At 33.3% G+C, this 18,671-nt stretch carries 21 protein-coding genes and 1 pseudogene; 2 read left to right on the plus strand and 20 right to left on the minus strand.

The window, feature by feature from the left end; translation table 11 throughout:
- Positions 1-38 precede the first annotated feature (38 nt).
- Positions 39-398, plus strand: coding sequence for a VOC family protein (locus J2X17_RS14410; protein WP_310299394.1), 360 nt, complete (start codon positions 39-41; stop codon positions 396-398).
- Between the two features lie 20 nt (positions 399-418).
- Here the strand turns inward: J2X17_RS14410 and J2X17_RS14415 are convergent, their stop codons facing one another.
- From J2X17_RS14415 to J2X17_RS14440, 6 genes are all read right to left on the minus strand, one after another.
- A complete protein-coding gene (locus tag J2X17_RS14415) occupies positions 419-1,525 on the minus strand; it encodes an acyltransferase family protein (protein WP_310299396.1) in 1,107 nt (368 codons plus the stop codon).
- Positions 1,526-1,637: 112 nt separating this feature from the next.
- Entirely contained in the window at positions 1,638-2,318 is a 681-nt protein-coding gene (locus J2X17_RS14420; protein ID WP_310299397.1) for a 2'-5' RNA ligase family protein, read from the minus strand.
- Positions 2,315-2,692: an iron chaperone gene (locus tag J2X17_RS14425; protein ID WP_310299399.1), complete on the minus strand. Its 378-nt coding sequence runs from the start codon at positions 2,690-2,692 to the stop codon at positions 2,315-2,317. The genes J2X17_RS14420 and J2X17_RS14425 overlap by 4 nt, the downstream gene beginning before the upstream one ends.
- Before the next feature lie 89 nt (positions 2,693-2,781).
- Positions 2,782-3,249 (minus strand): SRPBCC family protein, encoded by a 468-nt coding sequence (locus tag J2X17_RS14430; protein ID WP_310299401.1) that lies wholly within the window; start codon positions 3,247-3,249, stop codon positions 2,782-2,784.
- A gap of 134 nt (positions 3,250-3,383) precedes the next feature.
- Complete coding sequence (locus tag J2X17_RS14435) at positions 3,384-4,334, minus strand: polysaccharide deacetylase family protein (RefSeq protein ID WP_310299404.1); 951 nt, start codon at positions 4,332-4,334, stop codon at positions 3,384-3,386.
- A 5-nt stretch (positions 4,335-4,339) separates the two neighbouring features.
- Positions 4,340-4,732 (minus strand): DoxX family membrane protein, encoded by a 393-nt coding sequence (locus J2X17_RS14440; RefSeq protein ID WP_310299406.1) that lies wholly within the window; start codon positions 4,730-4,732, stop codon positions 4,340-4,342.
- Positions 4,733-4,816: 84 nt separating this feature from the next.
- Here J2X17_RS14440 and J2X17_RS14445 point away from each other — a divergent pair, with 84 nt between their 5' ends.
- Positions 4,817-5,650 carry a helix-turn-helix domain-containing protein gene (locus J2X17_RS14445; protein WP_310299408.1) on the plus strand — a complete coding sequence of 278 codons (834 nt, stop codon included), beginning with the start codon at positions 4,817-4,819 and terminating at the stop codon, positions 5,648-5,650.
- Between the two features lie 13 nt (positions 5,651-5,663).
- Here J2X17_RS14445 and J2X17_RS14450 read toward each other — a convergent pair whose 3' ends face one another.
- From J2X17_RS14450 to J2X17_RS14520, 14 genes and pseudogenes are all read right to left on the minus strand, one after another.
- Positions 5,664-6,245 carry an LOG family protein gene (locus J2X17_RS14450; RefSeq protein ID WP_310299410.1) on the minus strand — a complete coding sequence of 194 codons (582 nt, stop codon included), beginning with the start codon at positions 6,243-6,245 and terminating at the stop codon, positions 5,664-5,666.
- A 141-nt stretch (positions 6,246-6,386) separates the two neighbouring features.
- A complete protein-coding gene (locus tag J2X17_RS14455) occupies positions 6,387-7,511 on the minus strand; it encodes a lactonase family protein (RefSeq protein ID WP_310299412.1) in 1,125 nt (374 codons plus the stop codon).
- A gap of 266 nt (positions 7,512-7,777) precedes the next feature.
- Positions 7,778-8,875, minus strand: coding sequence for an MBL fold metallo-hydrolase (locus J2X17_RS14460; RefSeq protein ID WP_310299414.1), 1,098 nt, complete (start codon positions 8,873-8,875; stop codon positions 7,778-7,780).
- 293 nt (positions 8,876-9,168) lie between these two features.
- Positions 9,169-9,594, minus strand: a complete 426-nt coding sequence (locus tag J2X17_RS14465) for a DUF1801 domain-containing protein (protein WP_310299416.1) — start codon at positions 9,592-9,594, stop codon at positions 9,169-9,171.
- Positions 9,595-9,597: 3 nt separating this feature from the next.
- A pseudogene (locus J2X17_RS19055) lies at positions 9,598-10,646 on the minus strand (serine hydrolase domain-containing protein).
- A gap of 164 nt (positions 10,647-10,810) precedes the next feature.
- The gene (locus J2X17_RS14480; protein WP_310299422.1) at positions 10,811-11,179 is read right to left on the minus strand and encodes a nuclear transport factor 2 family protein; all 369 of its coding nucleotides are present in this window, start codon (positions 11,177-11,179) and stop codon (positions 10,811-10,813) included.
- 175 nt (positions 11,180-11,354) lie between these two features.
- The gene (locus tag J2X17_RS14485; RefSeq protein ID WP_310299424.1) at positions 11,355-11,840 is read right to left on the minus strand and encodes an SRPBCC family protein; all 486 of its coding nucleotides are present in this window, start codon (positions 11,838-11,840) and stop codon (positions 11,355-11,357) included.
- A gap of 506 nt (positions 11,841-12,346) precedes the next feature.
- On the minus strand, positions 12,347-13,027 hold the full coding sequence (locus J2X17_RS14490) for a DUF4919 domain-containing protein (protein ID WP_310299425.1): 681 nt from the start codon (positions 13,025-13,027) through the stop codon (positions 12,347-12,349).
- A gap of 105 nt (positions 13,028-13,132) precedes the next feature.
- A complete protein-coding gene (locus J2X17_RS14495) occupies positions 13,133-13,522 on the minus strand; it encodes a DUF1801 domain-containing protein (RefSeq protein ID WP_310299427.1) in 390 nt (129 codons plus the stop codon).
- A 321-nt stretch (positions 13,523-13,843) separates the two neighbouring features.
- Positions 13,844-14,506, minus strand: coding sequence for a carbonic anhydrase (locus J2X17_RS14500; RefSeq protein WP_310299429.1), 663 nt, complete (start codon positions 14,504-14,506; stop codon positions 13,844-13,846).
- An 88-nt stretch (positions 14,507-14,594) separates the two neighbouring features.
- Positions 14,595-15,494: an arginase family protein gene (locus tag J2X17_RS14505; RefSeq protein ID WP_310299431.1), complete on the minus strand. Its 900-nt coding sequence runs from the start codon at positions 15,492-15,494 to the stop codon at positions 14,595-14,597.
- 118 nt (positions 15,495-15,612) lie between these two features.
- Positions 15,613-16,098, minus strand: coding sequence for a TPM domain-containing protein (locus tag J2X17_RS14510; RefSeq protein ID WP_310299433.1), 486 nt, complete (start codon positions 16,096-16,098; stop codon positions 15,613-15,615).
- 238 nt (positions 16,099-16,336) lie between these two features.
- Positions 16,337-17,725, minus strand: coding sequence for a dihydrolipoyl dehydrogenase (gene lpdA, locus J2X17_RS14515; RefSeq protein ID WP_310299435.1), 1,389 nt, complete (start codon positions 17,723-17,725; stop codon positions 16,337-16,339).
- Positions 17,726-18,054: 329 nt separating this feature from the next.
- Positions 18,055-18,639: an NUMOD4 domain-containing protein gene (locus J2X17_RS14520; protein WP_310299437.1), complete on the minus strand. Its 585-nt coding sequence runs from the start codon at positions 18,637-18,639 to the stop codon at positions 18,055-18,057.
- Positions 18,640-18,671 lie beyond the last annotated feature (32 nt).

Raw genomic sequence — 18,671 nt, forward strand, 5'->3', positions numbered from 1 at the left:
ATGAAACGATATTGTTGAATTTATAAACTTAGATAATTATGCAACACAACGTCAAATCCATTCGACCATTCATAGGAGCAAAAGATTTCGAAATCTCAAGAAGTTTTTACCGTGATTTAGGATTTGAAGAAACAGTTTTAGATCCAAAATTTTCTGTTTTCAAAACTAGCGAAATTGCCTTTTATCTGCAGGATTATTATGCCAAAGAATGGATTGAAAACACCATGATTTTCTTAGAAGTCGATGATGTAGATCGTTATTATCAAGAACTTTTAGCTTTAAATCTTACTGAAAAATATGGTGTAAAATTAACTCCAACACGTCATTTAGATTGGGGTAGCGAATGTTTTTTACACGATCCTTCCGGTGTTTTATGGCATTTTGGAAAGTTTAAGTGATTTTGTTTTTTTAAAGAAAATCATTTAAACCTGTTGTATTTTGCCCTTAATTGCATAAAAGGTTTTTCGATTGTTTTATTAAGAATATAAGCGATAATAAGGCATGCTAAAATGCAGATTATTAAGGTGATAGAGCTATTGATATCTATATTTAATGTCAGGAGAAACTGCTGTGTAAGGTGAATTATTCCTTTATGAATCAAGTAAATCCCATACGATAGTGCAGCGATAAATGTGGTTGTTTTTGAATTCCATTTGTACAGAAAACTGGTTGGACACACCGCACCTAAAACCATAAATCCATATCCTAAATCTACTAAAGGAAATCCTAAAACTGAGGCATAGAAAGATCTTACTTCATAACATAAAAAATAGGCCGCGATCAATAATAGGAGACTAACGATTAAAAATGTATTTCCGAATCTCGAAATCTTGTTCCAGAATTCAGGTAAAAATTGATAAATAGCTGCAATTGATACGCCTATCAGCAATCCATCCAAACGGTTGTATGTTGGGTAGTATATAAATTTAGACCAAAATAACCATGCATTGTCTTTGTCGCTGTTTGGAAAATATAAAATTTCCCAACTATAAAATCGAATTATAAAACCGAAAATAAACAATGCAATTAATATCCAATATGATTTATTAAAAAGATTAGTTGTTTGCAGAAAAAGCAGCATAAGAGGTAAAAGCAAATAAAAATGTTCTTCGACACAAAGTGACCAACCATGTGAAAATGTTCCATAATCCTGAATATTTAATCCGAAATTTTGAGTGAAAGTCAATAATTTCCACAACGGAGGAAGCGCTTCTTTTTCTCTAAATATCGGAACAAGAAAATATACCGCAGTAACGAACCAAAATAAAGGTAAAATCCTGAAAAAACGTTTTAAGAAGAAATCTTTAAAAGATATTTTTATTCCATTTTTAATATTAAAAAAGAGTTGCGAAGAAATTAAAAATCCGCTTAAAACAAAAAATAAATCAACTCCGGTCCAGCCAAATTTAGCAATACCGGTTAACCATTCCGGATGTCCAAAAATTGGAATTTGATAGTGATATAAGAAAACGAAACATATTGCAAAAGCCCTTAAATGATCTAGTCCGTATAATTTTTTCTGCACTTCCGTCTTTGTATATTTTGTTTTAAAAGCTCAAAGATAGTAGAATCACAAGTCTTTGATTTTTGAAAATATAACTTTTATTAACAAAATAAAAAGGCGCAAATTTAAAAATCTACAAATACAAATCAGCCAGATGCCTTGTATTACTTTCGCGCTGATACCAGTCATTATAAACTAATTCGAGTTTATCAACGGTAAATTCACCAAAATCAAAATCTCTAAATTTCTCTACAACTTTGAGTAATTGCTTTGGATTTTGAAGTTTTTCCTGAAATCTTAAAACTGTCGAATGTGCTGTGGAAATGGAATAACGGCTATCGATACTTTGTTCTAAAGTTGATTTTTTGAAATTCTCACGTAATTTATCTCTCAAATTATTTAGAGAGTCATTAACCGGAAATCCCTGAATCATTATCGCCGAAGGAGAAGCTGTAACCCCTTTAAATTCAATTTTAATTTCATCAATATCAATCAGGCTCTTTTGAATAATTTCGATATAATCATAAGTTTTGATTTTATCTAAAGTGAAATCCTCATAACACGAAATAATAGACATTACAGTAATATGAATGTCTGAATTCGGATAATAATATTGTTCCGAATCTACTTTTTTCAATTCATCTAAAAACAACTGAATTTTCGCTTTAATTACATCGTTTGGACGAATCAGTAAAGTAATTCCAAATCGGGAATCTGATGCGTTATTAATTTGGTTGTCAATTTTATAGTTTCCATCTAAAATCGCTTTAGCTGAATTTTTATAAAGTTGATTGTAATGCGATTGTAGTTTCATTTCAGTTTATTTCTTTTTCCCTTTTCGAGATTCTCTTTCACTCTGAATTTTACAATTTTGGCAATCAAATCGAAAGGCATTGGTTGATTTAAAGGAAACTGCACCGAACCTTTTCCGGATTTATATTTGGAAAGTTCTTCTTTAAAAGCTTCATGCCCGCTCGGCAAAGCATACAAACCAATATGATTTTTAAAAGCCGCAAAATAAACCACGATTCCGTTTTGCTCAAAAGCCGGCATCGAATAACTGATTTTTTCTTTGGCATCCGGAGCTGCTTCTTGAATTGTCATTCTAACTTTCTCTAGAATTTCCTGAACATCGTTTGGAAACGCGCCAATGTATTCGTCGATATTTACTGGTTTTTTTGTCTCCATTGTGGTTAGTTTTTTTTTGTTTAAAGTTTCAAGTTTCAGGTTGTTGGATCGAACTTGAAACTAAAAAAAATTGAAACTTGAAACTTTTTTTAAGCTAATCCTTTCGGAAACCTATCTAACACTAAATTCAGCTGAATTTTATGTTCTAAATAAGCTTTGGCTCCTGCCAAAACCAAAGTAAAACCTTCCGTCGAATTTCTGACCTGATCGATAATTTTATCTGAATCTCCTTTTAAGCCTGAATTGGTAATGCTTACAAAAGTTTCATTTTCATTTAATGGCGAAAAAATCCACTCGACGATTGTAGTTTCGTCTGGATTTCCCCATTCGATGACAATTTTTTTATTTTCCTGCAAAACATGAGTGGTTACGGTTAATGAAAAGCCATACATTTCCCAGGTCCATTCGGTTGTAGTATCTTGTTCTAATTTTCCGGAACCTTTGGTAAACCAAAATTTACTGGTAATTTCCGGATTTATAAAAGCCTGAAAAACTTCAGAAACAGGTTTTCTAATCAGCATTTCAGCTTTTGCGAAGTGGTTATTTTCTGCTTTCATCTTTTTGTTAGAAGTTATATGTTGCGTAAAAACTATTTTTTTAAACCTCTAATTTAAGAAGAAATTACAAATATTCGGACAAAATAAAAATCCGAACAAATTAAATTTGCCCGGATTTTAATTCTAAAATTATTTTATTCTCTAATTGTCGTTTTATCATGTAAAGCAATTTCGGCAATCTCATCTTTACGTTTAAAACTCACACCTTGATGCTGTTGCATGTATTTAATAAGATCATTTGCCGCTTTAACCATTTGTGGAGTTCCACCAATACGATCATGAAAACTAATTGACATTTGTCGGCGTTGTGTTTCGCTTTCGGCATACAATTGATCGAATTCCATTTTAGCTTGTTGTAAAAACTGATCTGCCGAAAAATTTTTACCTTCGATTAAAACAATATCATTGCATCGAATTGTATACGGAACCACAGCAAAATCTTTGTTTTTTACCTGAATGATAAACGGTTCATCCCGACTTAAATCGTCAATGTGATATTTAAAGCCGAGCTCTTGTAAGATGTTAAGTGTATTTGTGCCGCGGCGTAACCAGTTTGCATTATAACCAACAGGAGTAAAGCCGGTTATGTTTTTAATGGCATCAGCTCCATCTTTTATAAATTTCTTTTCTTCTTCATATGGCATTGTGTATTCCGTACTCCAGCTCATCCCATGCGCTGCTGCTTCGTGCCCGCGCTGTACAATTTCTTTAGCCAGTTCCGGATTTTTCAAAACAGCAGTTCCGACCATGTGCGAGGTCACTTTTACACCCAGTTTGTCCCAGTTGTCCAGCATTCGCGGAATCCCTTCTTTATAGCCGTAATCGTACCAGGTTGCGGCAGGAAGATCTATATAGCCTTTTTGTATATTTTGAGGAAACGGACTTTCGGCATTTTCCGGTTGTCCGCCGGCCTCAAATTGCATCGAAATCGAAACTACTAATCTCGAACCATCTGCCCATTTTGTCTTTTGCGGAGATAAAAATGATGCTGTTTTTGATACTTCTGAAAAAGTTTCTATTGGATTCATCATACCGACCATTCCAATAATTCCTGTTTGCTTTATAAAATTTCTTCTTGAACTCATGGTATTTATTTCTTAATGAATAGATCGATAGCCCAACTATTAGAATCGATAAAATTTAAAAGTAGAGCAATAAAAGCAATATGAATTAATTGTGAAGGAACTGCTTCCCAGTTCTCAATCATCGCAGTTCCAAATAGTAACACAAGCATGATAAGTCCTCCGGCGATGAGTGAAGGTTTTGTAAATAAGCCTAACAGCAACAGTAAACCAATTGAAAATTCGGCTATTGGTAAAATATAGCTAAAAGGTGTTACAAGTATTTTTGGCAGTATAGAATTTTCAAAACTTCCAACCATCCAGTTACTGAAAATTGTTAGTTTTGGCAAACGCACAAGTCCGTGGCCAAACATGCTGATGGCGATGGCAAGACGTATTAATAAAAAAGAAGTTGTTTCCATATTTGTATAATTTTATAGTACAAAGTTGAGAAGAAGCTCTCTTTAAAATTTGTACAATCATTGGAATAATTTGTATTTTTGAATATGGAAATTAGAAATTTATATCATCCGTTTGAACTTCAGTTTTTGGAAGTTTCTGAATATGAAGCCAAGGAACGCAAAAACACATTTTTTGAGATGGTTTTTGTTTTGGAGGGAAAAGGAATTCAAATTATTAATGATCACCGATTACCTTATACAAACGACAAGTTGTTTTTGATTTTTCCGCAGGATACCCACAGTTTTGAAGTTATTGAAAAAACAAAGTTTTTTTTTATTAGGTTTCATGATAGTTATCTTAAAAACCAAAGTAGTGACTGGATCCAGAAATTGGAATTTATCTTTCATAATCACAATCATTTGCCAGGCTGTATTTTAAAAACAGTAACCGATAAACCTTTAATAAGAGCGATGATTGAGGCTTTGATTCGGGAAGAAAACAGTGATTTTCCGCAGCAGCAAGAAGTAATCAAACAGATTATAAATACCATTATTACGATTGCTGCCAGAAATATTTCGCTTATTGCGCCACTTGCAATTGCTCCCTCCAAAGCAGAACCAAGTTTAGATCTGCTACATTATGTACATCAGAATATTTATCAGCCCGAAGCATTAAAAACAGCAAAGATGGCATTGGAATTTAATGTTTCGCCCACTTATATTAGTGAGTATTTTAAAAACAATATTGGACAGAGTATACAGGAATATACCATTGCTTATAAAATAAAACTGATTGAAACGAGATTGAAATTTACCAATATGCAAATCAATGAAATAGTTTATGAGTTTGGATTTAGCGATGCAAGCCACTTGAATCGATTATTTAAAAAATATCTAGGTATGAATCCAAGTGACTATAAAAAGCAATTTCAGAATTAGAATTTTTGGTATTTTAAACTTTGTCTTTGTCAATCCATTTCCCAACAGTTGGCGGTGTGTAATTTCTCATCTGTTGCAATAAATCGGGAATATTGTCGCTTACCAATAGCATTTTCTGATTCGCTTCTTTTAATAAACCTTTTTCGACCATGGTTTCTGTTAGTGCAATTAAAGAATCATAAAAGCCATTGATATTCAAGATGGCAATTGGTTTTTTGTGAAGTCCTAATTGTGCCCAGGTCAGCATCTCAAAAAGTTCTTCGAGTGTGCCAAAACCACCCGGAAGCGCAATCACGCCATCACATAAATCATTCATTTTGGTTTTTCTTTCGTGCATGCTTTCGACCAAAATCAATTCGGTTAAACCAAGATGTGCAATTTCCTTTGATCGTAAAAAATTCGGTAGAACACCAATTGCTTTTCCGCCATTGCTTAAAACAGCATCGGCTACTGCGCCCATCAGGCCTACATTTGCGCCGCCGTAAACCAAGTCAATGTTTTCTTCTGCAAATGTTTTACCAAGTAATGTGGCTTGCTCTGTGTAAATTGCTTCGGTTCCAAAACTTGATCCGCAAAAAACGGTTATTCTTTTCATGAGTTGTAAATTATGAGTTGTAAATTATGAGTTATGAATTAGGAGTGAATATCGAATTTAGGTAAAGCATTGTTATCTCAACAAAATGGACGTATAGTTTGTCATTCCTCGTGCCTCGGAATGACAAAAAAGCTAGCAAAATCATATTCTCTTTACCTGAACGCAAGAAACATTCTCCATTTTAACTTCTTTTCCCACTTTTTTTAGCATTCCCGTTTTTGTATTTCTTTTAAAAACTACTACGTTTCCAGAATTTACATTGGAGGCAATTACGAATTTTCCGCTTTCATCAAGAGCAAAAATTCTTGGATGTTTTCCGAGAGTTGATTGATAGCCAATGCTTTTCAAAATACCATTTTCATCGATAGAAAAAATAGCTATGTTATTTTCTTTTCCGCGATTGGTGGCGTATAAAAATTTTCCGTCAGGTGAAATATGAATATCCGAACTTTCGAAACCTTCCTTGATTTTATCGGGATGTGTATTGATTCTCTGGATTTTTTTGAATGTTCCGTTTTCGTATTCATAAACACTAATTGCTCCGGCCATTTCCTCAATACAATAACCAAATTTTTGGTTCGGATGAAAAGTGAAGTGTCTTGGTCCGGCTTGTAAATCGGTTTTTGTAAAAGGCATTTGTGTTTCGACTAAAGGCTGTTTCAGGCTTTCGTCAAAACGATAACAGCGAATTTTATCGGCACCTAAATCAGGTAAAAAAAGATAATCATTTTGTGGAGAAAATATAGCCGAATGCACATGAGATCTCGTTTGTCTTTCTTTATGAACGCTTCCGTCAGAATATTGAAAATTCTGCGCAAGCGAATCAATTCTTCCATTTTCAAGTAAAGGATGAACTGAAACACTTCCTTCCGTATAATTAGCATTCACCAGCCATCTACCACTTTTATGAACCGAAACATAAACCGGATTTTCGCCGCCGCTTGTCTGTTTGTTCAAAAAAGTCAGTGTTTTATTTTGAGGATTAAATTCAAAACTGCTCACGCTTCCTGCATTCGGGGTTTTTGTTTCGGTGCAGGCGTACACATATTTTCCGTTTGGTGAAACAGTCAAAAATGACGGATTAATAACATTTTTTACCGACGTTATTTTAGTCAGTTTTCCATTTAAAGTATCGAGTTGATATATCTGAATTGATTCGACGGTTATGTCTCTGTTATAACTCCCCAAAAAGACATAAGTATTTTGAGAAAATAGATTTAAAGTTACCAGAAAGGTAATGATGAAGAGGTTGATTTTTAGTTTCAAGGTTTAATTATTTATTTGTTCAATTCGGTTTTTAGTCCCATTAAGGTTTCAAATTTATGTTCAATATTGTCATTTCGAAGAAGGAGAAATCACACGCGTAATTCTACAAAAATTGGCGATTTTGATTGTAGAGTTACTTGCGGAGATTCCTCCTCCGTCGGAATGACAAACTGGTCGTTTCTTACAGGCATTTCTTTATCAGTCTAAAATCTAAAATCTAAAATCTAAAATCTAAAATCTAAAATCTGCAATCTAAAATCTACAATCTATTTAACTCCTTTCCACCATTGCTGAAACACTTGATTTTCATTTGTCAATTGGACTAATTCTCCAATCATCGGAGTAATTAATGGAATCGGATTTTCAGATATACTATTCAGTTCCGTTACTTTAATCAAAGGTTCGTCCCAGGAATGAAGAGACAATGGAAATTTTGAATTATGCACCGGAAATACCCTTTTTGCTTTTAGATCTTTCATTGCTTTTATAACATCTTCGGGCAAATTATGAATGTATTTCCATGCCGGATTATATTGACCATTATCGATAAGCGCAATATCAAAGGGGCCGTATTTATCGCCAATTGCCGCAAAATGAGTATCGTATCCACTGTCGCCGCCCAAATACATTTTGAAGTCTTTAGTTTCTAAAATAAAAGATGTCCAAAGTGTATTGCAGCGTTTGATACTTCTGCCGGAAAAATGCCTTGATGGAGCGGTGTAAATTATTAAATTCTGATCTAAAACTATTTTTTCATGCCAGTCTTTTTCGATCGTATTTTCAACTGGAAATCCCCAAAATTCAAAATGCGAACCAACGCCAAGCGCCGTGATTACTTTTTTTATTTTTGGTTTCAGTTTCATAATGGTTTTATAATCTAAATGATCATAATGGTCGTGTGTTATGAGCAAATAATCAATTTCAGGAATATCATCATAGGTGTAAATATCAGTTCCCTTAAAGGCTTTTGTAGTTCCGTAAATAGGAGAGGCATTGCCGCTGAAAACAGGATCTATTAAAAAGCGTTTTCCTTCAAGCTGAATGTAATAAGAAGAATGCCCAAACCAAACCAAAACGTCTTGATCTAGAGTGAGTTCCTTTAAATTGGTTTTTACCGAAGGAATCAAATCCGTTGGAATTTTTCGATCAACTTTTTTGAATAAAAATTCAGTTAAAACATCATAATAACCATAACCTTCAGCAAGCTCCGGAGTGTAACTTTCATTTTCGAATTTACCATTTTTGTATTGTGGAGATTGTTGTATTAATGCCAATCTTTCGCCGGCAGGTCTTTTTCCAAATCTGGGATGAAATAAAAAATAAAAAACGACTGCCAGTAAAAGAATTATTAAGGTTAGAATCATTGTTTATTTTTTTTTATGGATTATAATTTCGAGTAAATTTTTAATATAATATTATATGATAATTTGATGCCTATAATTGTTAACATAATCAATGTCAAATATAATCGATGACTTCGGAATTCAGTAATTGGGAAATTTTCTGCGAAATATTTACGAACGTTTTTATGATTATAAATGCAAAACAAAATAAGGGTTATAAAAATTAAAAAGAAAATAAATTCTAGTATAAATGCGTCATTTTCTTGCTGAGAACCATTCTCTAAAAATATTTTATTCATTAAGTTTCGCAATGATTATTTAGAAGGATATAATTTATTCAAATTTTCTACAGAAAGTGCCACCATTTTTTTGAGAACCTCAATATTGATATCACGCAGTTTATTAAAATAAATACAGCCTTTCGACGGTTTGTGTTTTCCAAATTGCGGAAGCAAAGTTTCTCTATTTTCAGGAGACAAACTAACATAAAGCGAGAATGCTGCTTTTCGTGGTGAAAACCCCGCAAGAGTAGAATCGCCTTCGTGACCGCTGGCATATTTGTAATGATAACTTCCAAAACCAATAATGCTTGGTCCCCACATTTTAGGCTCAAAACCCGTCACTTCCTGCATTATTTTGATAAGTTCAAAGGAGTCATTTCTTTTCACTTCATCTTCTACAAAAGTGTTTATAAAATCTAAAACACTGGTTGCTGTTTCTGTGGTTTTATTTTTAGCCATGGCTTACTTTTTTGGTTGCACTAAATCACTTTTCAATAGTATATTTTTGATTTTAATTTCAGATGCATAAAACAAATTTGAATCTTCGTTCATTTGATTTTCAATAACAATCAAACTCACGTCACTTTCCGGGAAATACAAATTTAAGCAAGAAAATCCATCACCTAAACCTGTGTGGCCAAGATATTTTACGGTATCTTTTTCAATAATTCTAATGCCGTAACCGTATCCTTCTTTTTCTTTTCCGAATACATTATGTTGTGATAAAATGGTGTTTGTTGTAAATAATTTATACGATTCAGGTTTTAGAATTTTTCCTTTATGAAGATTTTTATTCCAGATTGCTAAGTCCTCAACAGTTGAAATGATACCGTCTGCACCCAAATTATCAGGCCTAATGATACTTGGATTTACCGAAGTTATTACGTTTTTTACATTGTTGTATCCCGTTACCAGGTTTTGAATTTTATCTTTGGCATAACAAAAAGTATGGTTCATTTTTAATTTCTTAAAAAGTGAATTGACAACTTCTGTATAGCTTTTTTTAGTACTGAATTCTACAATTTTTCCGAGGAGAGCATAGCTTAGATTTCCGTATTTATATTGCGTTCCGGGTTTAAATGCTAAAGGTTTCTGCAAGTCAAGAATTCCGTGTGAATGATTTAATAACTGATGAACCGTCACTGAATCTGCCAGCTTTGTTTCAAATCCGGCAAATATTTTTTGATGGGAGTATTCAAATCTATTTTTCCTTTTTCCACTTCCAAAAGAATCAAAACTGCAGTAATTTGTTTGCTGTTCGACATAATTTGAAATTGACTGTCTAATTTTAAAGGTTTCTTAGTTTCGAAATTTTCAAAACCCTGCGCTTTCGAATACAATGTTTTGCCATTTTTGGAAATTAAAATAGTGCCATTAAATATAGGTTCTGTAACTTTAATTAAACTGTCAATTTTAGCCGCATAATTATCCTTTTTTTGGGCGAAAGAATTACAGTTAGAAAATAAAAAAAAGATAGCAAGCAGGGAGGAAAATCGAAAGATAGTGTTCATTAAGAGGTTTTGGTTTTTTAGTTTATTGTTTATTGTTTATTTTGTTTCAGGTTTCAAGTTTTAATCGCAGTCTCAGTCTCAGTCTCAGTCTCAGTCTCAGTCTCAGTCTCAGTATTCAGTTTTAATGTGCGACTGAAAACTGAGACTGCGATTGAATACTCTTTCTAAAACATCCCGTTTTCGTTAAGTTTTTCTTTAGGAATTGGTTGTCCTAAATCCCAAAGTTCTACGATTTTATCCGCTTCGAATCTGAAAATATGAACTACCGCAGCACCAATATCGGCTGAATTTTGTTTTACATGCGAATGCACCGCAACCATATCTCCATCTCTTAGAGCATGATGAATTTCAAAAGTTTTATTTGGATTTTTTCGTGATGATTCTTCCATCGCCAGCATCAGCGTTTCAGCATCGCCTTTAAAATAAGCATTGTGATGTTTGAAGTTTTTGCCTACATAGAGCCGGAAAGCTTCGTGCGAATGCCCGTTTGCTGCGAGTTTCAAAAATTCCTGGGCAATATATTTCTTAGTCATAATTTCACAATTTAAAAGGTAACTAAGTTATGAAATTTAGGGCCAGCTTTCTTATAGAAAAGAGGTAGAAAACAGAAATATTTTTATATTTCTTAGGCCTTTATCTGACTGTAATTATTAAGAGAGACAGCAGAATTTTTAAAACATTTTTTTTCAAAAATTTACTTAAAAAAAACTACTTCGAGCTTAGATTTTTTTCGTTTTCTGTTCGTGGTTTATCTTTACCATTTGGCTCGCCTGTTCCCGTAGTAATTAATTTTTTTAAGCTATTCTGAATATAATTCGTCCAGGAATCTCTACAAATATCAAAACATTCGTAATCCGGAACCAAACCAAAATGCGTAAAACGAAGTTCTGTTTTTCCATCTTTTTCTGAAATCTCAAAAGTAGGTTTTGTACCTGTCCATTCCGTTTCGTCTTCGGTAAATTTAAAATAGTTTTCTTCTACCAGCCAAACGATTTTCTGGTTCGGAATTACTTCTATCAATTTGACTTTGCAGCGATGAACATCTTCATAATGATAATCAAATTCATCGTTTAGTTTGGCTGTATTGCCGTCAATTTCTTCTGACCACCAACCGCGAACATTTGTAACGGCATTAAAAACTTCTTCAGGAGATTGGTCAACTACAAGTGTTGTGGTAAAATCTTGCGCGCTCATTTGTATCGTTTTTGAAAGTTAGATAACAAATGTACGTTCTAAAAATCAATAAGTTAGGGTGTTTACAAGACAATTTTTAGGGTTGAATCAGACAGATTTTAAAATTTTAAAATTTTAGATTTTAGATTTTAGATTTTGGATTGTTGGATTGTTGGAATTTGGAATTTGGAATTTGGAATTTGGATTGTTGGATTGTTGGATTGTTGGAATTTGGAATTTGGAATTTTGAATTTGGAATTTTTCTTTTGGGACTTGGAATTTTAAATTATCAGAAGCAGAAAAATCATTTTTCATCAGAACCACCTGTCCCGCTGTCCGCTATATTCCCGATTAACAAAAACTACGACTAAAAAGTCTTGTTTTTCTAAATCGGGAGATGCCGCTCCCATCGGGGCTAGATTTGAGGTTTGTTTTTTATAAGACCTTTTTTCTAAACCCGACAGGTTTTAAAAACCTGTCGGGTTTGTCAATTGAATACGTGGTGTTTATAAATAATTTGCAACTTCCTATTTCAAAGCCTTAGATTCATTCTCCAACATTTTCTCGATATTAAAGTAAATACCATCAACGTTATATTTCCCTTTTTCAAAACTCAGATAATCACAATTACCCACCAAAGCTTGGGATTTACTTTCTATTTCAAAAACATTTAGCATTAAATATTCATGTTCAACAAGTATTACATGAAAACCAGTTTCGCATTGTTTTCCGTCACCGGTTGAAAAAATAGCATTTAGAATACTGTGGAATTTTAAAGAAGCCATTTTAGCCGCTTCTTCATCTCCTTTTAAGTGATAGGTATAGCTTAGAAAGTTAAGTTGCTTTAAATCAAACGGAAAATCACTTAAAGAATGAGTGGCTAACTTTATAATTTCATCATAATCCTTAGTGTCAAGCTGTTCTTTGTTATAAAATTCGCGAAGTTTTTTTTCATCAGGCGACGTCCAGAATGCATTATATTTTGGTTGAAAAACATATCCCAGATATAAATGCTGATAATCTTCAGTGGTTAAGAGCGTGTCATTGCTAACAAATCTTTCCATTAATTTTGGATAATAATAGTTGGATTTTTTATCCTTAATTTCTTTTTCGATGGCTTTATAATCAGGTATTTTAAAAGCACTTTCCTGAGCGAAAGAAATTATTCCGGATAATAACACGGTAAGAAATATGAATTTTTTTATCATGGTTATGTTTTTTAGTTGAACTAAAGTACAATTAAAAATCAATATTTGTATGACGCTTAAATTCAAATTTAAGAATAAATTTCTGTTTAATTTTTTTACGGTTTACTACTTTAAGCGCTCTAAAACACCTTTGCGTTTGACAATATTTTTATAATCCCATTGGATTTCCGTTGCTTTTTTGAGCCAGCGTTTTAAGTCTTCTTCGTTGATTTGTTCGGCAGATGTATAACGGAATTCTGCTGCCTTAAAAGAACCTTCATTGACAAGTTTTTCTTCTTCGAATGATTGGCCACTCCAAAATAATAAACGAACACATTTTTTTAATTTATGATAACCTACAATTGGATTTCCTTCTAAAAACCAAACTGGATGTGCGTGCCAGATTTTGTTTTCGGCGTCGGGAAGATTTTTATGGATTATTGTAAATAGTTGATCGCAAATTTCTTTGTCGGTATCATTTTGTGAGTTATTATAATCTTGAATAGATGTATTCATAATAATTATATTTAGTTTTATAATTCATTGAATATGTTGGTGTTAATTGTGTTTTTAGGTTTGTTGCAACAAGCTAAAATAGTGATTTTTTAAAACTAAATATGAATTAAAAAAGGAGTTCTTATGAAAACGAGTTTTTGCGTTAGGGTTAGAGGCGGTATCTCTCGATTTAGAAAAACAAGGCTTTTTAGCCGTAGTTTTTGTTAATTGGGAATATAGTGGATAGCCCGACCCGCTCCCGAGGCTTCGGGATCGGGGGGACATGCCCAAATATTAATCACCCTTATTTTTACCCAATTAAATTTCCATGCCTGAACTAAATTACAATTGAACTATTTTTCCCGTGTGTACGTCGTATCGCATAGCGACAATTTTTGCATGATGTTCTTTTACAATTGGATTGCTCTGAATTAATTTTAAAGAATGCTGAATATTTGCATTAATAGCACCTAAATAATTAGTGGCTTTCGGGGTAATTTTGTCCGCTTCAATTTCTTCGCTTTCCTGAGCAATGGTTTCGATGATATAGTCGATATGATTAAAGTGATTTTTGTATGAACCGTTTTTATCATCAATATAGGCTTTTATGGCACCGCATTCTGTATGACCTAAAACGACAATTAATTTGGTGTTTAAATGCTCAACGGCATATTCAATACTTCCCATATCGATGTCTGAAATCAAATTTCCTGCGTTGCGAATTACAAATAGATCTCCAATACCCTGATCGAATAAGATTTCTGGAGCAACCCTGCTGTCTGAACAGGCGATTATGACCGCAAAGGGTTTTTGGCCATTTTGATTAGCCAAAACTGTTTTTTTGTTCTGATGCGGATGAATTGTTTTTTCGTCAAGAAATCTTTGATTTCCAACAGTTAGTTGTTCAATAGCAGTTAGATTTGTGTTGTTCGTTACATTTTCTTGTTTTTGGCAACCAATTACATAAAAAATTATAATCGCCAATAATGCAATTTTTGTTTTCATTTTATGAATTTTTTAAAATTAGATTTTATTGTTCTTGTGCTTTAATGCAGGACAATTACTCCGAAAAATTTATTGCAATTGGGCTGTTTTATTTTTTAAATGTATTGAAAGTAGTGCTAATATTTGCTACAAAATCTTTTGTATACTGTCCGGTTGGGTCTAAATCCGGATCTAAAATGGTGATTTCGAATCCGCTTAATTTTTCACTTTGAAACAAATAGGAGGTAAGCTCGTTAAATTCGGCATACGTAAGTCCGTCAGGCGTCCGGCTGTCGACGCATGGCATTACCAAATCGTCTAAAACATCTACATCAATATGGAGCCAGAAACCGTCTAAATTTTTTTGGTTAATTGCTGAAAGAAATGATTCGACACAATTTTTAATGCCTTGTTTTCTCAAATTTTCCAGACTTATATAGGTTGCGTCAGCATTGCGGATTTCGTTTTCATATTCGTCATCATATTCACGATTGCCCACACACCAAAGGTTTTCTTCTTTAATATACGGTGAAAGATTGAGGATGTTAGTTAGTTTTTCAGGACCGTTTCCAATTACAATCGAAGCTGCCATTCCGCCAACACCGCCAGTTTCAGATAAAGAAATATCCATGAAATCAGTATGGCCATCAAGGTAAAATATTCCGTAATTTCCTTTTTGTTTTAATGCGATTGCAACGCCCAAAAGAATACTGCAGTCACCGCCAAGGACAAAAGGAAATTTTTTCTGGGTAAGTAAATTGTTTATTAAATAGGCTTGTTCTCTGGCATATTCAACAAGGGAATTTGAATTGAGAATTTGAGTTTCGCTGTCTCTGATATTCGAATATTTTGGAGAATCTATTCGAATAATGTCTTTGTGCTGAATGGCTTTATGCAAATTGTGTTTCCAAAACCAGTCGGGTAATTTTTTTACCCCGGGTTCTTTTCCGGGTTGTGGTTCTTTTAAACCCAGATTCGATGGAAATTCTACAATGCATATTTCTTTCATAATCCTTTGCTTGATGTAAAGTTATGAAAATAAAGTGTTTATGCTTTTTAAAGGAAAGCAGAAATTATATAAGGAATGATTTAAGAAAATAATTTAAAGAATAATTCGAAGAATATTTTTAAATAGTATTCAGTTTATTTATTATTTGAGCTACGGAAGCTTCCAATCCTTTATAATAATCGCCTTTTCTAAATTCTGGAACAGCAAAATTGGCTATGATATTTTTGGTGTCATCATCAGAAAGTTTATAGCGTATAAGATCTATACTTTGAACCTGAATTTGCCTCAACTCTTTACTAACTACAATTAAAATTGTTGGATCAAGCTTTAAGTCGTTTATTAAATAATGATCCAATCTTAATGAGTAATCAGGAAAATCCGTATAAGGATTTATGGATGAAGTGCTTACAATGATAATTTTATAAAGTGACTTTTTTTCAAAGGATTTTAAAGTGGTATTTAATTCACTTATTTGACTTTGAGTTAATATTTTTTCAAAATCGTTTACATAATCGTATGATTTTGAAAAGACGTTTTGTGTTTGAGAGATAACACAGTTTGTTGAAAATAATGCAACTATAACAATGAATAATATCTTTTTCATAACAAATATTGAAGGGTAGATTGGGATTGCAAAAATACCACTTTATTCTCAAAAATCATTCTTAAATTTTAGGCATAAATTGGATAATCTGGAATAAATAGGGGAGGCTAACATCATTATACTTAACGAATTTATCGCGCATAAAAAAAATCCGGCTTGCTTTCACAAATCGGATTTTTTAAATTGAAAATTATATGTAACCAATAGAGGCACACAGTAGTGCGTCTCTGCAATGTTATTACAAGTGAATTACTTCGCCGTAAGCATCAGCAACAGCTTCCATAACAGCCTCGCTCATTGTTGGGTGAGGGTGAATAGATTTTAAGATTTCATGACCTGTAGTTTCTAGTTTACGAGCTACAACAGCCTCAGCAATCATATCTGTAACACCAGCACCAACCATGTGGCATCCTAACCATTCTCCGTATTTAGCATCGAAAATTACTTTTACGAATCCGTCTGGAGTTCCGGCAGCCTTAGCTTTTCCTGAAGCTGAGAACGGGAATTTACCAATTTTTAATTCGTATCCTTTTTCTTTAGCTTGTTTTTCAGTTAAACCAACAGAAGCGATTTCAGGAGTTGCGTAAGTACAACCAGGTACGTTTCCGTAATCGATTGGCTGCACGTGTAAACCAGCAATTTTTTCAACACAGTTAATTCCTTCAGCAGAAGCAACGTGAGCTAAAGCTTGTCCCGGAGTAACGTCTCCAATTGCATAATATCCAGGGATATTTGTAGCATTGTAAGCGTTTACTAAGATTTTATCTCTGTCAACAGCGATTCCAACTTCTTCTAAACCAATGTTTTCGATGTTAGTTTTGATTCCAACTGCAGAAAGAACAATATCAGCTTCAAGAACTTCTTCACCTTTTGCAGTTTTAACAAATGCTTTTACACCTGCACCAGCTGTATCAATACGCTCAACAGATGAGTTGGTCATGATTTTAATTCCGGCTTTTTTCAAAGAGCGCTCAAATTGTTTTGAGATATCTTCATCTTCAACAGGAACAACATTTGGCATAAATTCTACAATAGTAACTTCAGTTCCCATTGAGTTGTAAAAGTGAGCAAATTCTACTCCAATTGCTCCAGAACCTACAATAATCATAGATTTTGGCTGCGTTGGTAATGTCATTGCCTGACGGTATCCAATTACTTTTACTCCATCCTGAGGTAAGTTTGGCAACTCACGAGAACGGGCTCCAGTAGCAATAATAATATGGTCTGCGCTATATTCAGTAACTTTATTATCTTTATCTGTAACGTCAAGTTTTTTACCTGGTTTTAGTTTTCCAAAACCTTCAATAACGTCAATTTTGTTTTTTTTCATCAAGAACTGAACTCCTTTGCTCATTCCTTCAGCAACACCACGGCTACGTTGTACAACTGCTGGAAAATCTTTATCGAATTCAGAAACTGTCAATCCGTAGTCAGATGCATGCTTTAAATAATCAAAAACCTGAGCTGATTTTAGTAATGCTTTAGTTGGGATACATCCCCAGTTTAAACACACACCACCTAAGTTTTCTTTTTCAACTACAGCTACTTTAAAGCCCAATTGTGAAGCTCTAATCGCTGTTACATATCCGCCAGGACCACTTCCTAAAACAATAACGTCGTATTTCATTTGTTTGGTTTTTAGTATTTATTACCGAAAATGAGGTTTATAATTCCGAAACTCACTTTTCGTTTTTATTTTGTTATTTGTGATTGCGAATTTAAGGATTTATTTTAAAAAAATAGTAAGATGTAAAAAAGTAAAAAGTAAAAAGTAAAATTGTAAGATGTGAAAAGTAAGATGTGAAAAGTAAGATGTGAAAAGTAAGATGTGAAAAGTAAGATGTGAAAAGTAAGATGTAAAAAGTAAGATGTGAAAAATAAAAAGGTAAAATGTGAAATGGCGACTCAAAGTTCCTACATTTCACATTTTACCTCTAACATTTTACTTCATGCTAATTATACTTTCACATGTCCCCAGTTTTCTCCGCTGGCAATACGTCTGATCTGCATTTCGCTTACGCCGAATTGTTTTGCGATCATTTTTAGACGTGTTTTTTGTTCCGGTCTAGCCAGGATCTTCTTAATCAACATTACTTTTGTAGTGGTTAATTTTCTTCCGTCAGCTTTTAAGTTATGCTCGATAAGATTTTTCTTTGCCTGAATCACACGCGGGCTTTTACGGCTGTGCGCCATCATTTCGGCTTTTGTTGCCCAGCGTAAATTACTTGCATCGTCATTACTTCGGTTATAATCTAAATGCAAAACATAAGTTTGCTCTTCAGATTCTTTCGGAATAAAATAATGGGCTACTAATTTGTATAAAAAGAGATATTTGTTGATAATTTTGTCGTCTTTTTTAACTTTAAATCTAAAGGTGGGATAACCATCACTCAAACCTCCTTTTAAAAGGCGTCCGTTTTCAATTTCGTCAGTAAAACTTATTAAACGGCCTCTGTTTGAAATGGCGTATTTAAGTTGTAATGAAGCATTTATTTCTATTTCTTTGAATTGTTCGTTGGGGTAAAATCGATTTTGTGGCATTTTCTTTTACATTTGATTTTTATAATCTCAAA

Source organism: Flavobacterium aquidurense (genome assembly GCF_031458035.1).
Lineage (GTDB): Bacteria > Bacteroidota > Bacteroidia > Flavobacteriales > Flavobacteriaceae > Flavobacterium > Flavobacterium aquidurense_C.